This window comes from Dickeya zeae NCPPB 2538 (assembly GCF_000406165.1).
Taxonomy (GTDB): domain Bacteria; phylum Pseudomonadota; class Gammaproteobacteria; order Enterobacterales; family Enterobacteriaceae; genus Dickeya; species Dickeya zeae.
The window spans coordinates 1,599,329-1,614,255 of sequence record NZ_CM001977.1 but is presented as its reverse complement, the minus strand read 5'-3'; the positions used below and the strand labels follow the sequence as shown (position 1 = coordinate 1,614,255).

Annotated in this window: 15 protein-coding genes; 8 read left to right on the top strand and 7 right to left on the bottom strand. The window is 50.9% G+C overall.

What is annotated here, in order from left to right:
* Positions 1-15 precede the first annotated feature (15 nt).
* From DZE2538_RS07080 to yceD, 4 genes are read right to left on the bottom strand one after another with little or no spacing between them, the layout of a single operon-like run.
* Positions 16-966, bottom strand: coding sequence for a beta-ketoacyl-ACP synthase III (locus DZE2538_RS07080; protein ID WP_019846100.1), 951 nt, complete (start codon positions 964-966; stop codon positions 16-18).
* A gap of 6 nt (positions 967-972) precedes the next feature.
* Entirely contained in the window at positions 973-2,019 is a 1,047-nt protein-coding gene (plsX, locus tag DZE2538_RS07075) for a phosphate acyltransferase PlsX (RefSeq protein ID WP_071603570.1), read from the bottom strand.
* 26 nt (positions 2,020-2,045) lie between these two features.
* Positions 2,046-2,216 carry a 50S ribosomal protein L32 gene (rpmF, locus tag DZE2538_RS07070; RefSeq protein WP_012769343.1) on the bottom strand — a complete coding sequence of 57 codons (171 nt, stop codon included), beginning with the start codon at positions 2,214-2,216 and terminating at the stop codon, positions 2,046-2,048.
* A gap of 16 nt (positions 2,217-2,232) precedes the next feature.
* Positions 2,233-2,754, bottom strand: a complete 522-nt coding sequence (gene yceD / locus DZE2538_RS07065; protein ID WP_016940850.1) for a 23S rRNA accumulation protein YceD — start codon at positions 2,752-2,754, stop codon at positions 2,233-2,235.
* Between the two features lie 160 nt (positions 2,755-2,914).
* On the opposite strand from yceD, the gene DZE2538_RS07060 reads away from it, so the two are divergent.
* Positions 2,915-3,499: a Maf family protein gene (locus tag DZE2538_RS07060; RefSeq protein ID WP_038917125.1), complete on the top strand. Its 585-nt coding sequence runs from the start codon at positions 2,915-2,917 to the stop codon at positions 3,497-3,499.
* Between the two features lie 75 nt (positions 3,500-3,574).
* Here DZE2538_RS07060 and rluC read toward each other — a convergent pair whose 3' ends face one another.
* On the bottom strand, positions 3,575-4,537 hold the full coding sequence (rluC, locus tag DZE2538_RS07055) for a 23S rRNA pseudouridine(955/2504/2580) synthase RluC (RefSeq protein WP_016940852.1): 963 nt from the start codon (positions 4,535-4,537) through the stop codon (positions 3,575-3,577).
* 579 nt (positions 4,538-5,116) lie between these two features.
* Between rluC and rne the strand changes: the two genes are divergently transcribed.
* Positions 5,117-8,365, top strand: a complete 3,249-nt coding sequence (rne, locus tag DZE2538_RS07045) for a ribonuclease E (RefSeq protein ID WP_038917124.1) — start codon at positions 5,117-5,119, stop codon at positions 8,363-8,365.
* A 69-nt stretch (positions 8,366-8,434) separates the two neighbouring features.
* On the opposite strand, the gene DZE2538_RS07040 is transcribed toward rne, so the two are convergent.
* Positions 8,435-8,722 carry a putative quinol monooxygenase gene (locus DZE2538_RS07040; RefSeq protein WP_023640140.1) on the bottom strand — a complete coding sequence of 96 codons (288 nt, stop codon included), beginning with the start codon at positions 8,720-8,722 and terminating at the stop codon, positions 8,435-8,437.
* 178 nt (positions 8,723-8,900) lie between these two features.
* Between DZE2538_RS07040 and pyrC the strand changes: the two genes are divergently transcribed.
* The 5 genes from pyrC (at position 8,901) to DZE2538_RS07015 (ending at position 12,403) form a co-directional block, all read left to right on the top strand.
* Positions 8,901-9,944 carry a dihydroorotase gene (pyrC, locus tag DZE2538_RS07035; protein ID WP_019846094.1) on the top strand — a complete coding sequence of 348 codons (1,044 nt, stop codon included), beginning with the start codon at positions 8,901-8,903 and terminating at the stop codon, positions 9,942-9,944.
* 123 nt (positions 9,945-10,067) lie between these two features.
* Entirely contained in the window at positions 10,068-10,310 is a 243-nt protein-coding gene (gene dinI / locus DZE2538_RS07030; RefSeq protein WP_038915955.1) for a DNA damage-inducible protein I, read from the top strand.
* Between the two features lie 297 nt (positions 10,311-10,607).
* Positions 10,608-10,862 (top strand): biofilm formation regulator BssS, encoded by a 255-nt coding sequence (gene bssS, locus DZE2538_RS07025; RefSeq protein ID WP_038915954.1) that lies wholly within the window; start codon positions 10,608-10,610, stop codon positions 10,860-10,862.
* 375 nt (positions 10,863-11,237) lie between these two features.
* Entirely contained in the window at positions 11,238-11,792 is a 555-nt protein-coding gene (locus DZE2538_RS07020; protein WP_019846091.1) for a cytochrome b, read from the top strand.
* Between the two features lie 29 nt (positions 11,793-11,821).
* The gene (locus DZE2538_RS07015; RefSeq protein WP_019846090.1) at positions 11,822-12,403 is read left to right on the top strand and encodes a YceI family protein; all 582 of its coding nucleotides are present in this window, start codon (positions 11,822-11,824) and stop codon (positions 12,401-12,403) included.
* A 47-nt stretch (positions 12,404-12,450) separates the two neighbouring features.
* Here the strand turns inward: DZE2538_RS07015 and trhO are convergent, their stop codons facing one another.
* The gene (trhO, locus tag DZE2538_RS07010) at positions 12,451-13,521 is read right to left on the bottom strand and encodes an oxygen-dependent tRNA uridine(34) hydroxylase TrhO (protein WP_023640143.1); all 1,071 of its coding nucleotides are present in this window, start codon (positions 13,519-13,521) and stop codon (positions 12,451-12,453) included.
* A gap of 210 nt (positions 13,522-13,731) precedes the next feature.
* Here trhO and DZE2538_RS07005 point away from each other — a divergent pair, with 210 nt between their 5' ends.
* Positions 13,732-14,826, top strand: coding sequence for an NADH:flavin oxidoreductase/NADH oxidase (locus tag DZE2538_RS07005; RefSeq protein ID WP_023640144.1), 1,095 nt, complete (start codon positions 13,732-13,734; stop codon positions 14,824-14,826).
* Positions 14,827-14,927: the final 101 nt, after the last annotated feature.

Sequence of the window (14,927 nt, the reverse complement as noted above, 5' to 3'; positions counted from 1 at the left end):
ATAGGTCCTGATTAATCAAAAACGAATCAGCGCTGAACCCCAGGTGAAACCACCACCGAATGCTTCTAAGAGAATCAACTGACCGCGCTGGATACGACCATCGCGGACCGCTTCGTCAAGCGCTGAAGGCACGGAAGCCGCGGACGTATTGCCATGGCGATCGAGCGTTACCACCACTTTATCCATGCCCATACCTAATTTTTTGGCGGTGGCACTTATAATGCGCAGGTTTGCCTGATGGGGAACCAGCCAGTCGATTTTGCTCTTATCAAGGCCAGACGCATCCAGCGTTTCTTCAACAATATGGGCCAGTTCCGTTACAGCGACTTTAAATACTTCGTTACCTGCCATCGTCAGATAAGCAGGTTCGGGGGCTTGCCGATCCGAATAAGGCAAGGCCAGAAGCTCACCGTAACGGCCGTCAGCATGCAGATGAGTGGACAGGATGCCCGCTTCTTGCGAGCGACCCAGCACTACCGCACCCGCCGCGTCGCCAAAAAGAATCAGCGTACCGCGATCGGCTGGATCAAGCGTTCTGGACAAGGCATCAGACCCGATGACCAGCGCGTAGTCCACCGCACCGCTTTTGACATACTGATCGGCGACGCTTAACGCATAGGTAAACCCTGCACAGGCGGCAGCGAGATCAAAAGCGATGGTATCTTTAATTCCCAGCATTTGCTGGATTTGACAGGCCGAGCTGGGGAAAGCATGGCTGGACGAGGTCGTCGCTACAATAAGCAAACCAACCTGACTCTGGTCGATACCCGCCATATCCAGTGCGCTCTGTGCCGCGCGATACCCCATTGAGGCGACGCTTTCATCAGGCGCAGCAATGCGGCGTTCACGGATACCGGTACGTGTAACGATCCATTCGTCTGACGTATCCACCATTTTTTCTAAATCAGCATTCGTCCTGATTTGTTCGGGCAAATAACTTCCCGTTCCGAGAATCTTTGTATACATGTACGCTCAGTCACTCTTGGGTAATACAGCCTTTAGTCGCGACGCAATCCGCTCCGGGAGTTGCCGCTGCACCGTCTGCATGGCTTGTTCGATCGCTACGGCAAACGCATTCTGATTCGCAGCGCCGTGGCTCTTTATGACAGTTCCACGTAATCCTAACAGACATGCACCGTTATAGTGGTCAGGGTTCAGGTGTCCAAAACGCCTGGCCAGGCGCCTTTTCAAAAAACGCCCTAAAAATTTCAACCACCACGGCTGTGCTTGCCGACCTTCTCCCTCACCGGACGTCCCCTTCAGGAGAGACAGAAACATTCGCACGACACCTTCCATAGTTTTTAACGTGACGTTACCTACGAAGCCGTCACAGACCATCACATCCGTTTTGCCGGTCAGCAATTCGTTACCTTCCAGATAACCAATATAGTTAATCGAAGGCATTGCTTTCAGTTGCGCTGCGGCGTCACGGATACTGGCAAGCCCTTTGCTCTCTTCTTCACCGATATTCAGCAGCGCCACACGCGGATTCTTCAATCCGAGTACTTCTTCCGCCATGACCGACCCCATCACGGCGAACTGCACCAGCATCGTGCTGTCACAGTCAACATTCGCTCCCAAATCCAATACGACGCTCTTCCCGTGCTGCTGATGAGGCAACATCGTCATCAATGCCGGACGATCAATCCCTTCAATCGGTTTGATCAGTAACGTCGCCAACCCCATCAGCGCACCAGTATTGCCTGCACTAACGCAGGCTTGCGCCCGCCCTTCCCGGATCAACTCCAGAGCGATACGCATAGAAGTCCCTCTACTGGCTCGAATAGCCTGGGATGGACGCGCATCACCAGCGATCACCGATTCTGCTGGCACAATTTCCAGACGGGAAGATAAAGGGGGATCGACGTTGGCAAGTAATGGAGTAAGCGCAGAAGGATCGCCGACCAACAGCAAATGGAGGTCTGGATTAGAATCCAGTGCCTGCAATGCAGCAGGCACTGTAACGCAGGGACCGAAGTCCCCGCCCATTGCATCTAACGCCAAGGTTAGGCGCGTCAAAGTGTTTCCTTGCGAAATCGCAAGAATTACTTAGCAACAACCTTGCGACCGCGGTAGTAACCATCCGCAGTGACGTGGTGACGCAGATGAGTTTCGCCGGAAACTTTATCTACGGATACAGCGGAAGTGGTCAGCGCATCGTGAGCACGACGCATACCACGTTTGGAACGGCTAGGTTTATTCTGTTGTACGGCCATGGACCTTACTCCTTAATTACTTACGCTTTAAACTGGCTAATACGGCAAATGGATTCGGTTTTTCCGCCTCAGCGGGCAACTGACCAAACACCATATCCGCTTCGGACACTTCACAGTGTTCAGAATCATGCACCGGCGCAATGGGTAAAGAGAGGATAAGTTCATCTTCAACCATCGCCAGCAAATCAACCTCACCGAACTCATTGACTTCGATAGGTTCATAAGCCTCCGGCAAGGCTTCGGCCTGTTCATCACTGATGACCGGGCTAAAACAGAACGTGGTGTGGACCTGATGTTCGAACGTCTTGCCGCAGCGCTGACACAGCAACGTCACCGTTACATCAGCCTGTCCATCAATCACCGCCAGCCGCTGGCTGTCAATGTTGAATGACAGCGTCGCATTCACATCACTGTCCACACTAACCACTGATTCGGCAACACGCATCACCTGTTCAGCCGTATAGACACCAACATAATCTAAACGTTTTTGAGCAGTGCGAACCGCATCAAGGGTTAAGGGTAATTTTACCTTTTGCATAGGGCGCGCATATTAACGTCGTAACGACGGAGAGTCAAAGAAAAAGGTGGCGATGTCAGTGCTTTCACCCAAATTTACTTTCGCACACCTCAATTCGCTTCCAGAGCGACAAGCAGTTTAAAATGCCTTCCCTGATTACGCTATGACCTGGTTGAAATTTATGTCCCGGATTGTACTCGCCTCTACATCCATTTATCGCAAGGCCCTGCTTGAAAAACTGGGGTTGACGTTTATCTGCGCCGCACCTGATTACGATGAAACACCAGATACCGGAGAAAGCGCCACCGAACTGGTTCGCCGACTGGCTATCGGTAAGGCAAAATCGCTTGCAGAACGCTATCCAAATAGTCTGATCATTGGCAGCGACCAGGTGTGTGTGATGGGCAACTCAATTACCGGAAAGCCGCACACGTCGGAAAACGCGATACGCCAGTTACAACAAGCCAGTGGGCAATGCATCACCTTTTATACCGGACTGGCGTTATTCAACAGTGCAACGGCGCATCTGCAATCGGTCGTTGAGCCGTTTGACGTGTACTTTCGTACACTCAGTACACGGGAAATTGAACGCTACGTTGATATTGAGCAGCCACTTGACTGTGCAGGCAGCTTTAAAAGCGAGGGGCTTGGCATCACCTTGTTTGACCGGCTATCAGGGCGTGACCCCAATACCCTTGTCGGCTTACCGCTCATTACCCTGCTGGAGTTATTACGCGCAGAAGGCGTGAATCCGTTACTGGGATGATGGTGGATAGATTTCGCGGCAGAGCGCGTGCGTGCACTCTGCCAGTCAGGCAACACGTGCACAGTAACGCACGTGTTATTTCTGACTTTGCCGTTGTCGCAACACTTGCAGACAGTGACGTAAGCCAGCATCAAGCGGAGCCTCAATGCGTAACGTTTCACCGGTATGGGGATGTTCGAAACGCAATGCCTGGGCATGGAGAAACAAACGTTTTAGTCCGGTACCTACCAGTTGTGCGTCGAAATCACGATCACCGTAGCGATCATCAAACGCAATCGGATGACCGGCATGCTGAGTATGTACGCGAATCTGGTGGGTTCTGCCGGTTATCGGGCTGGCACGTACCAGTGTGGCGCAATCGAATCGCTCTTCCACCTTAAACAAGGTTTCCGACGGTTTACCTTCACTATTAACCCGCACGATACGCTCGCCGCTTTGCAGCACATTCTTCAGCAACGGTGCCTGCACCGACTTGCAATGTGACTGCCACTGCCCACGAACCAGTGCCAGATAGTCCTTCTGCATGCCTTTAGCACGCAGTTGTTCATGCAATGAACGCAGCGCCGAACGCTTCTTGGCCACCAGCAGCACCCCGGAGGTATCGCGATCCAGACGATGTACCAGTTCCAGAAAGCGGGCTTCAGGACGCAGTGCTCTCAACCCCTCGATCACCCCAAAGCTGAGCCCGCTACCGCCATGCACCGCTGTCCCTGACGGTTTATTCAGCAGCAACAGGTAGTCATCCTCATAAAGGATGCAGTTTGCCAACGCGGAGACTTTATCCAGGCTGGCGGACACCGCTGCTTCTTCACGCTCTGACTGGCGCACCGGAGGAATGCGAATTTCATCACCATCCAGTAATTTGTATTCTGGCTTCACGCGCTTTTTATTTACCCGCACTTCGCCTTTACGCAAAATGCGATAAATCATGCTTTTCGGTACGCCTTTAAGTTGCGTACGCAAAAAATTGTCGATCCGCTGGCCTGCTTCTTCGGCGGAGATCGTCAGAAATTGTACGGTTGGATTCTCTGTTTTCATGGAGGCGGATTCTAAAGAGCACACACCGATAGCGCCACATCTTTTTCTATGGTTAACTGTCAGTCTGGCTTATGAAGATATTGTTACTGTCCATGGCCCGACTGGTTTCAGCATCAACAGGTATCAGTTTGGTCAAAAACAGCACAATAAACTTTATATTGACAGGCAAAGTCACCTTGCTATCGACGTGTCAGCAATGGAATAATGCTTTGGCTTTCCGTGCTGATTTCCGGTGAAACAAGGGAAATTGCGGAATTATTATATTTGTCTGATTACTCATAAACGCAGCAATGGCGTAAGACGTATTGAATAATCAGGCAGTTAGCGAGCTGTGGTTTGCAGCTTGGCCGGCATATGGAATCAGATCTGGCAACCTATTTTCAGAAGCTGTTCCCGCAGTAAACGTGCTGTATTCCATCAGGAAATACAGGCTACCGAAACATGCGCCTCTATGCAGGCGACAACCGTGAGGTTGACGCCCCTGCGATAAGACACGAGGCCATCGGTCCCCTCCGGTCATGCACCGCGTTCACCCGCAGCTCTATCAATAATGCAAGTAAAAATAACGAGTTAAGTACGATGAAAAGAATGTTGATTAACGCAACTCAGCAGGAAGAGTTGCGTGTTGCCTTGGTTGATGGTCAGCGGCTCTACGATTTGGACATTGAAAGCCCTGGGCACGAACAGAAAAAGGCAAACATTTATAAAGGCAAAATCACCCGCATTGAACCCAGCCTTGAAGCCGCTTTTGTTGATTATGGCGCAGAGCGACATGGCTTCCTTCCCCTCAAAGAAATCGCACGCGAATACTTCCCCAGCAATTACAACGCTCACGGCCGTCCGAATATCAAAGATGTGCTCCGTGAAGGCCAGGAAGTTATCGTTCAGGTGGACAAAGAAGAGCGCGGCAACAAAGGGGCTGCCTTAACGACGTTCATCAGTCTGGCAGGCAGCTATCTGGTGCTGATGCCAAATAACCCCCGCGCTGGCGGCATTTCCCGCCGAATTGAGGGGGATGACCGTACTGAATTGAAAGAAGCGCTTGGCTCACTGGAATTGCCAGACGGCATGGGGCTCATCGTCCGTACTGCCGGGGTGGGTAAATCCGCCGACGCATTGCAGTGGGATCTGGCGTTTCGTCTGAAACACTGGGAGGCTATCAAAAAAGCAGCGGAAGGCCGCCCTGCGCCATTCCTGATTCATCAGGAAAGCAATGTGATTGTCCGCGCGTTTCGTGATTACCTGCGCCCGGATATCGGCGAAATCCTGATCGATAACCCCAAAATTCTGGAATTGGCCAAAGAGCATATCGCTGCGCTGGGCCGTCCGGATTTCAGCAGTAAAATAAAGCTGTATACCGGTGAAATTCCGCTGTTCAGCCATTATCAGATTGAATCGCAGATAGAGTCCGCCTTCCAGCGTGAAGTGCGTCTGCCATCTGGCGGCTCTATCGTCATCGATACTACCGAAGCGTTGACCGCTATCGATATCAACTCTGCCCGGGCAACACGCGGCGGCGATATTGAAGAAACCGCGTTTAACACCAACCTTGAAGCCGCTGATGAAATTGCCCGCCAGTTACGTCTGCGCGACCTGGGTGGTTTGATCGTTATCGACTTCATCGACATGACGCCCGTTCGCCATCAACGCGAAGTGGAAAACCGCCTGCGTGAAGCCGTCCGCCAGGACCGCGCCCGTATTCAGATTGGTCGCATTTCACGCTTTGGTTTGCTGGAGATGTCTCGTCAGCGTCTGAGCCCTTCACTGGGTGAATCCAGCCATCATGTCTGCCCTCGCTGTAGCGGCACCGGTACGATTCGTGACAACGAATCGCTGTCGCTGTCTATCCTGCGATTGATTGAAGAAGAGGCACTGAAAGAAAACACCAAAGAGGTACATGCGATTGTACCGGTGCCTATCGCGTCTTATCTGCTCAACGAAAAACGTGAGGCCGTCAACGCGATTGAAAAACGCCAGGGCGGCGTACGCGCCATTATCGTCCCGCACGACGGTATGGAAACCCCGCACTACGCCGTACTGCGCATCCGTAAAGGTGAAGAAAGACAGGCCCTGAGCTACATGTTGCCTCAACTGCTGGAAGCAGAATCCCAGCAGGCAACGGAAGAACAGGTTTCTGAGCGTCGGGCACCGGAGCAACCGGCGCTGGCCTCCTTCACCATGACGGATATTCCACCGGATGAAGCCCAGCCCACTCCAGTCACCCCGGCCCCGAGCGTGGAAAAACCAGCCGCTTCCGAACGCGGGTTATTTGGCCGATTTATTGGTGCGCTGAAAGGGATGTTCTCTTCCTCTGATGACACCGCTAAAGATAAACCGGTTGAGGCAGCGAAAACCGAGTCTGACGATCAGGAACAGAAGCAGGATCGTCGAAACAATCGCCGTCAGTCTGGCCGACGTGATCGTACCCGTGATAATCGCGAACCGCGTGAACGTGGCGAACGAGGCGAACGAGGCGAACGTGATGAGCAACGCCGTAACAAGCGTGCACAGCAACAAAATGCCGACGCCGATACCACCGAGGTAACAGAAACATCTGCGCAGGATAAGGCGGTACGTGACGAACAACGTCGTGAGCAACGTGCTGAACGCCAACGTCGCCGTCAGGAAGAAAAACGTCAGGCACAGAATGACGTTAAAGAACTGAATACGGCCGCCGTCGAAGCAGAAGACACTATTGCCGCCGAACAGGAAAAACCGGCGCAAGTAATGCCGCGTCGTCAACGCCGTCAGTTGACCCAGAAAGTGAGGGTGGAAGACGGCAGCGCTGCTGGAGAGACCACAGTAGAGAATGTTGACGCGTTGCCTCTGGCGGTATCCTACGTGCAGGAATCACCGGTAGAGAAAGCGCCGGAGTCAGCGACCTCAGCCGCTGATGTGACCGATACGGAAAACGAGGTAACAACCGAGAATAACCGTGAAAACGGTCTGCCACGTCGTTCTCGCCGCTCACCTCGCCATCTGCGCGTCAGTGGTCAGCGTCGTCGCCGTTACCGCGATGAGCGTTACCCTACACAGTCGCCGATGCCGTTGGCACAAGCGTCTGCTTCACCGGAAATGGCTTCAGGTAAAGTCTGGGTACACTATCCGGTTGCGCAACCACAGCAACCAGAACGTGTAGAAGAGCTGAACACGGTTACCGATGAGCAACTGTCTGCCGCACCGGTTCTGGCAACTGCCCTGACAGCGTTACCTGATGTCACTACAACTGATATCACTAGCGCTCTGGATACAACGCCTGCCAGCACCCCGGTTGAGGAGAATCCGACCGCTGCACCGATACTGTCATCGACGCAGCAGGATATTGCCTCAGTCGAAGCCACTCAACCTGTTGAAAGCACTGTACAGCAGGCGGCTACAGCGCCTTTAGAAGTACAAGAGCCGACATCACCGGTTGTGGAGCCACAGGTTGAAGAACCGGTTACACATGTTGCAGAACGCGCTGAAGAAGCGCCTGCTACCGTCGTTGCCGATAACGCCACAACAACCAGCAGCGGTGATGAATCCGTTGATGCTCAACCGACCGAACAAGCGCCGGTGATGCATGCGCCTGTGGACGTGACACCAGCCTCTGTGGCTCAGGAACCAGTGTCTGCTCCAGCACCCGTTGATACCACCGTGGCGGTACAACCTTACCAGCATCACGCCACGGCACCAATGACGCGAGCACCAGCACCGGCTTATATTCCGGATGCACCGCGTGTCAGCGACTGGCAACGTCCGGCGTTTGAGTTCACAGGCAAAGGCTCTGCTGGCGGTCACTCTGCCGTTAATCAGGCCAGTGCTCCGGCAACGCGTCCTGTGGAATAACAGAAAAAAGCACCTGCTAATGCAGGTGCTGATGGTGATTCGATGCCCGTCTGTATGACGGGCATTTTTTTATGCTACTGGCTGCAATAATTTAATATCCATACTCTCTACTTTGCCTTCCAACTGCGCGACAAGCGCACGGAAATGCGCGGTCTGCTCATGTTCACTGATGGCCTGCTGACTCTTCCAGCGCTCAAAAAAGACGAATGAGCCGCTTTTGTTCAACTCTTCATGCAGTTCATACTGCAAATTTCCCTCTTCCTGACGGCTCGGTGCAACCACCTGACGAACCGCAGCGGCAACCTCATTGATAAATTCCGGCTTGGCCTGAACACTGGCAACGATACGAATTTCCATCACAATACTCCATTGATATAGCAACAGATTGAATATTCACCCATAAAACGCCAATAACAAGCTAATTTCAACCTTTTCACAACGAACGGATGCATTCACTACACTTTCCGCTTATGCTTATTCCCCGCCGTATTTCCCCCTGCTTCAGGGGCGTTATTTACTGACCGCGGAGCGTTTCATGACCCCTTTGCCGACTATTTTGAAGATTCGTCGCCCTGACGACTGGCACCTTCATCTGCGTGATGACGAGATGCTCAAAGCCGTGCTGCCTTACACCAGCCGCCTGTTCGCCCGAGCTATTGTCATGCCGAATCTGACACCGCCCATTACCAGCGTCGCCCAGGCAGAGGCGTACCGGCAACGGATTTTGTCTGCCGTACCGGCTGGCGACACCTTCCAGCCACTGATGACCTGTTATTTGACAGAATCACTGGATAAAAACGAAATTATCTCCGGCTACCAGCAAGGCGTTTTTACTGCCGCTAAACTTTACCCGGCTCATGCCACCACTAACTCCAGCCATGGTGTATCCGATATCAAAACCATCTACCCCATACTGGAATCGATGCAGAAACTGGGTATGCCGCTATTGGTTCATGGTGAGGTCACCGACCCACAAGTCGATATCTTCGATCGCGAAGCCCGCTTTATCGAGCAAATCATGGAGCCGCTGCGCCAGCACTTCCCAGAACTGAAGGTGGTGTTTGAGCATATCACCACCCGCGAAGCCGCCCAGTATGTGCAAGCAGCCGATCGCTTCGTCGCTGCCACCATTACCCCACAGCATCTGATGTTTAACCGTAACCATATGCTGGTCGGTGGTATCCGCCCACATTTGTACTGCCTGCCCATACTTAAACGTAACATTCACCAACAGGCATTACGTGAAGCCGTTGCCTCAGGCAGTGAGAAGTTTTTCCTTGGCACAGACTCCGCCCCCCACGCGAAACACCGTAAAGAGTCCTCCTGCGGTTGTGCTGGTGTTTTCAACGCTCAGGCTTCATTAAGCGCTTACGCCACGGTATTTGAGGAGTTGAATGCGCTGGATAAACTGGAAGCATTCTGCTCATTGAATGGCCCGCGTTTTTATGGATTGCCCGTCAATGAAGATACTCTGGAATTACACCGCCAGCCGGTGCAATTTCCCGAAGAGATCGTGACAGGTGAAGAATGCATTATTCCATTCCTTGCAGGACAGAGCCTGAACTGGTCTGTCGTCTGATAGCGGGCGGCGCGCGGTCATGTGAAGGCCGCGCGTTACATTTTCATCCATGTTGTTATTTTTTATCCATGTTGTTGCCTTTTTCTTTTTGCTGTATAAAATCACAGTAAAAAGGAGGCAACCATGCGTATTGAACTGACTATTGCAAAAACCACCCTACTGCCTACTGGCGCACTTGAAGCATTAACCCATGAGCTTAGCCACCGGGTTCATGACATTTACCCGGATACCCCGGTGAGCATCCGTTATGCCGCCTCGAATAACCTGAGCATTTTTGGCGGCAGTAAAGACGACAAAGAGAAAATATCGGAAATCCTGCAGGAAACCTGGGAAAGCGCTGAGGACTGGTTTGTTCAGAGCGAGTAATACCTTTTTTCTATTCGCACTGGTTACCCAACGGCCAGACATCTCGTCCGGCCTTTCTTTTTTTCGCTAAAGATGTGGTGATGCATTGCCATCTTACATTAACGCACTGTACTATTTTTGTTCAATTCATTCCCCTCATTCTGCTGGATAATTAATCGAAACATCCACTTGAGTTTTTTTTACATTTAATTTCCATAAATGAATCCGACAGAGATATACTGATATTGCTCAGCTACAAGAGCCGTCTTAAACCTCGTTTAGTCACTCACGGTAGTAACTAGTCAATAAGGGGTATTTATGGACAGAAAAAATGAGATTATTCAAACGCACCCGCTTGTGGGTTGGGATATCAGTACCGTTGACAGTTATGACGCGATGATGATCCGTCTGCATTACCTCGCTATGGAGGACCAGGCGCCGGACGAAGCCCAGGTCGATCGCACATTATGGTTGACCACCGATGTGGCAAAACAGCTCATCTCTATCCTGGAGGCTGGCATTGCCAAAATTGAATCAAAAGACTGCCAACTGATTGACTACCTTAAGCATTAACACTTTTTATATTTATCATCATTCACCACTATTTTTCACCATCCGGACACCGCTCCCTGAGCGGTGTCCTACCGTTATCATCACCAGACCAATAATTTATTCTCTTATTTCTTTGTTAAGAGAAAAATCAAAATAAAACAACCAGAAAATAAATAATGTATTTTAAGATAAATCCAATTTATTTATTAAAAAATAAAAAATCATAAAAATAACAAACCACACTCAAGCAACCCATTTGAATAAAATACAAACACACATTCAAAAACACTGAAATATTATCCAGCTGATTTGAATATGCTATTTTTATATTGATTTTACGATTCCGTATAGTTATGTTCCTGTAACAGTTGCCAGTAAATGATAAGGATTTCAATAATGGTTTGGCGTAATACATCAACCCGATATGGATATATCAGTGTACTCCTGCACTGGGTCAGTGCCATAACAGTGTATGGTATGTTTGCCTTAGGACTGTGGATGGTCACACTGGGATATTACAACCCCTGGTATCACAACGCACCGGAAATACACAAGGGGATAGGCATACTGCTGTTTCTGACCCTGTTTTTCCGCGTTATATGGCGCTGGCTTTCCCCACCGCCTCCAGCGCTTTCAAGCTATTCAACGTTAACCCGTGTCGGTGCTACGGCAGCGCATATCTTTCTGTATTTACTGTTATTTAGTATTCTTATTAGTGGCTATCTGATTTCCACGGCTGAAGGTCAGGCTATTTCTGTTTTTGGCTGGTTCTCCGTCCCTGCGACGCTAAGTGGTATTCAAAACCAGGCTGATACTGCTGGCAAGATTCACTTATATCTTGCCTGGTCGGTTGTCGTTTTATCGGTTTTACATGCACTCGCGGCACTAAAACATCATTTTATTGATCGTGATGTAACGCTAAAACGCATGTCTGGTCGACATGTTGATTAATTCATTTTGGAATTTAAGGAAAAATACCAATGCTGAAAAAAATGCTTCTGCTGGGTGTCACCCTGGCATCACTGTTCTCCTGGACCGGCCCGGCTTCTGCTGCCGATTATCAAATTGACAAGAAAGAGCAACATGCGTTTATTCAATTTCGGATTCAACATCTGGGATATAGCTGGATTTACGGTTCATTCAAAGACTTCGACGGGACATTTACGTTCGACGAAAATAACCCCGCAGCGGATAAAGTGAACGTGACAGTTAATACCAACAGTGTGGATACCAATCAGGCAGAGCGCGACAAACACATTCGTAGTGCTGAATTGTTAAATGCTGACAAATACCCTCAGTCAACATTTGTCTCAACCGGCGTTCAGAAAGATGGGGATATATTAAAAATCACCGGTAATTTGACATTACACGGTGTCACCAAACCCTTAACGCTGGATGCCAAACTGATGGGCAAAGGTGATGACCCATGGGGCGGGTACCGTGCTGGTTTTGAGGCGAAAGGTAAACTGGCGCTAAAAGATTTCAATATCACAACCGATCTTGGCCCAGCGTCTCAGGAAGTAGAACTGATTATCTCTATCGAAGGTGTTCGTCAGAAATAATCGCTAATGCAGGGCTCTTACAGGCCCTGCACTTATTTTCACTCTGATTATTTGTCTTTTCTGGGTTCTTTTTCCGGTGCTGGAATCCCCAATGTGGTGTTCAGCAACCCTTTCGATTTGTTAAAAATCTTCATGCTGATTTCACGATTCTTGCGACGCAGACGCTGCTCTTCAAGCGGCAACCGTGTTTCTTCCTGACACGCGCTGCTACAGCAACCCGCATATTTTTCTGCGCATGTCGGGCATTGGATGAACAACAAATGGCATCCCTGATTTTTGCAATTGACGTGAGTATCACAAGGCTCCCCACATTGATGACAATGCGCAATCACATCATCGGATACCCGCTCCCCCATCCGTTCGTCAAACACGAAATTCTTGCCGATAAACTTCAGTGGTAACCCGCGGGATTTAGCCTGACGGACATATTCAATAATGCCGCCTTCAACATGGTAAACATTCCTGAAGCCATGATGAAGCATATAAGCACTGGCTTTTTCGCAGCGAATCCCGCCGGTGCAGTACATCACGATATTCTTATCACGTGCTTCTGCAAGCATATCGACGGCCATCGGCAATTGCTCACGAAATGTATCGGAAGGCACTTCGAGCGCGTTTTCAAAATGGCCAACCTCATATTCGTAATGATTACGCATATCCACGAACAAGGTGTCGGGGTCATCGGCCATCCGGTTAACCTCTTCCGCCTTGAGGTACTGCCCTACCCGTGTTGGATCGAAACTGGCGTCGTCAATCCCATCGGCAACAATGCGATCCCGCACTTTCATGCGTAATACCCAAAATGACTTACCGTCATCTTCCAGTGCAATATTCAAACGAACGCCGTTTAATGCCGGATGCGCGCCATACAACGCGGTACGAAAATCCTCAAACCGACTGGCAGGGACGCTTATCTGCGCATTGATCCCCTCGCTGGCGATATAGACGCGGCCGAATACCCGAGCCTGCTCAAACGCGACATACAGTGCGTCACGAAAAGCCTGTGGCTCATCTAGTTGGAAATACTTGTAAAAGGACACTGTCGTTCGCGGCTCGGCTTCAGCGAGCATGCGCGCTTTCAGTTCCTCATTGGAAACACGGTTATGTAACACTGGCATGGTGTACTGTCCTGTTTTTATTGAGGTGAATGGCGTTAAGATGATATGAACGCGATGTTGCGTAACCAATAAATTTCCGTCGCATCATACAGGAGGGACAGCATGCTGTCAGTGAACGACGGGGATATCGGAATGTGAAATCCGTAGTTCAGACACAGCAGCCACTCTGGCATGGTGTGCTGAATTTATCTTAGATGAGGGTTTATCTTCATGAGCAAGCTGTTCAGTCCATTGGCACTGGGAAACCTGACGCTACCAAACCGTATTATCATCGCACCCATGTGTCAGTACTCCGCAAAAGACGGCAAAGCCACAGAGTGGCACATGATGCACCTGGGCACGTTGTCGCATTCCGGCGCGGGCTTACTGATTCTTGAAGCCACCGCCGTGGCACCGGAAGGACGCATCTCACCACACGATCTCGGCCTGTGGGATGACGATACCGAACGTGCTTTAGCACCCGTCATCCGGGGAATCCGTCAGCACTCCACTATCCCGTTGGGTATTCAGCTCGGCCATGCTGGCCGAAAGGCCTCAACCGATGCCCCTTGGGCTAACAGGGCCTTCCTGTCTCCCACACAAGGTGGCTGGCAAACCGTCGCGCCCTCGGCATTGCCTTATGCCCCTGATGACACCGTGCCGGTCGCCATGAGCCATGATCAAATCAAAAACCTGATTGATGCCTTTGCCGCCTCAGCCAAACGGGCAGACCGACTGGGATTCGATTTGATAGAGATCCATGCGGCACACGGTTATCTGTTGCACCAGTTTCTCTCGCCGCTATCCAACCAGCGTGACGACGAATACGGTGGTTCACTGACCAATCGGATACGGTTACTGCGTGAGGTTTATATGGCGGTACGAGAGGTGTTTCCACCGCATAAAGCAGTCGGTGTTCGCATTTCCGCCACGGATGCCGTTGAAGGCGGCTGGGATTTGGCACAGTCCATTGAGCTTGGTCACGTGCTGAGTCAACTGGGATGTGACTATATTCATGTTTCCAGCGGTGGACTATCGCCGTTGCAACACATCCAGCCTGCTCCCAACTATCAGGTGCCTTTCGCACAAAAGATTCGTCAGGAAACGGGGCTGGTGACGATTGCCGTCGGGTTGATTACGGAGCCTGAGCAGGCGGAAGCTATTCTTGCGACCGAAGAAGCGGACGCGGTAGCCCTTGCCCGTGCCATGTTGTTTAATCCTCGCTGGCCATGGCATGCCGCGATCCGACTGAAAGAAAACGTCACCGTACCGCCTCAGTTCTGGCGCTGTGAGCCTCACTACGCCAAAGGATTGTTCACCTCCTGACAGCCAATAATCCCCGCCGTCACCGTGCGGGGATCGCTGGCGCAATGTTGACTCCCGCCCTAATGTCATCAAACGTTAAAACCTGTATTTCACAGATGCTA

Bases quoted from the DNA above. Each gene is read 5' to 3' on its own strand.
- DZE2538_RS07080 (WP_019846100.1), bottom strand. From the start codon at position 966: ATGTATACAAAGATTCTCGGAACGGGAAGTTATTTGCCCGAACAAATC.
- rpmF (WP_012769343.1), bottom strand. From the start codon at position 2,216: ATGGCCGTACAACAGAATAAACCTAGCCGTTCCAAACGTGGTATGCGT.
- yceD (WP_016940850.1), bottom strand. From the start codon at position 2,754: ATGCAAAAGGTAAAATTACCCTTAACCCTTGATGCGGTTCGCACTGCT.
- DZE2538_RS07060 (WP_038917125.1), top strand. From the start codon at position 2,915: ATGTCCCGGATTGTACTCGCCTCTACATCCATTTATCGCAAGGCCCTG.
- rluC (WP_016940852.1), bottom strand. From the start codon at position 4,537: ATGAAAACAGAGAATCCAACCGTACAATTTCTGACGATCTCCGCCGAA.
- rne (WP_038917124.1), top strand. From the start codon at position 5,117: ATGAAAAGAATGTTGATTAACGCAACTCAGCAGGAAGAGTTGCGTGTT.
- DZE2538_RS07040 (WP_023640140.1), bottom strand. From the start codon at position 8,722: ATGGAAATTCGTATCGTTGCCAGTGTTCAGGCCAAGCCGGAATTTATC.
- pyrC (WP_019846094.1), top strand. From the start codon at position 8,901: ATGACCCCTTTGCCGACTATTTTGAAGATTCGTCGCCCTGACGACTGG.
- dinI (WP_038915955.1), top strand. From the start codon at position 10,068: ATGCGTATTGAACTGACTATTGCAAAAACCACCCTACTGCCTACTGGC.
- bssS (WP_038915954.1), top strand. From the start codon at position 10,608: ATGGACAGAAAAAATGAGATTATTCAAACGCACCCGCTTGTGGGTTGG.
- DZE2538_RS07020 (WP_019846091.1), top strand. From the start codon at position 11,238: ATGGTTTGGCGTAATACATCAACCCGATATGGATATATCAGTGTACTC.
- DZE2538_RS07015 (WP_019846090.1), top strand. From the start codon at position 11,822: ATGCTGAAAAAAATGCTTCTGCTGGGTGTCACCCTGGCATCACTGTTC.
- trhO (WP_023640143.1), bottom strand. From the start codon at position 13,521: ATGCCAGTGTTACATAACCGTGTTTCCAATGAGGAACTGAAAGCGCGC.
- DZE2538_RS07005 (WP_023640144.1), top strand. From the start codon at position 13,732: ATGAGCAAGCTGTTCAGTCCATTGGCACTGGGAAACCTGACGCTACCA.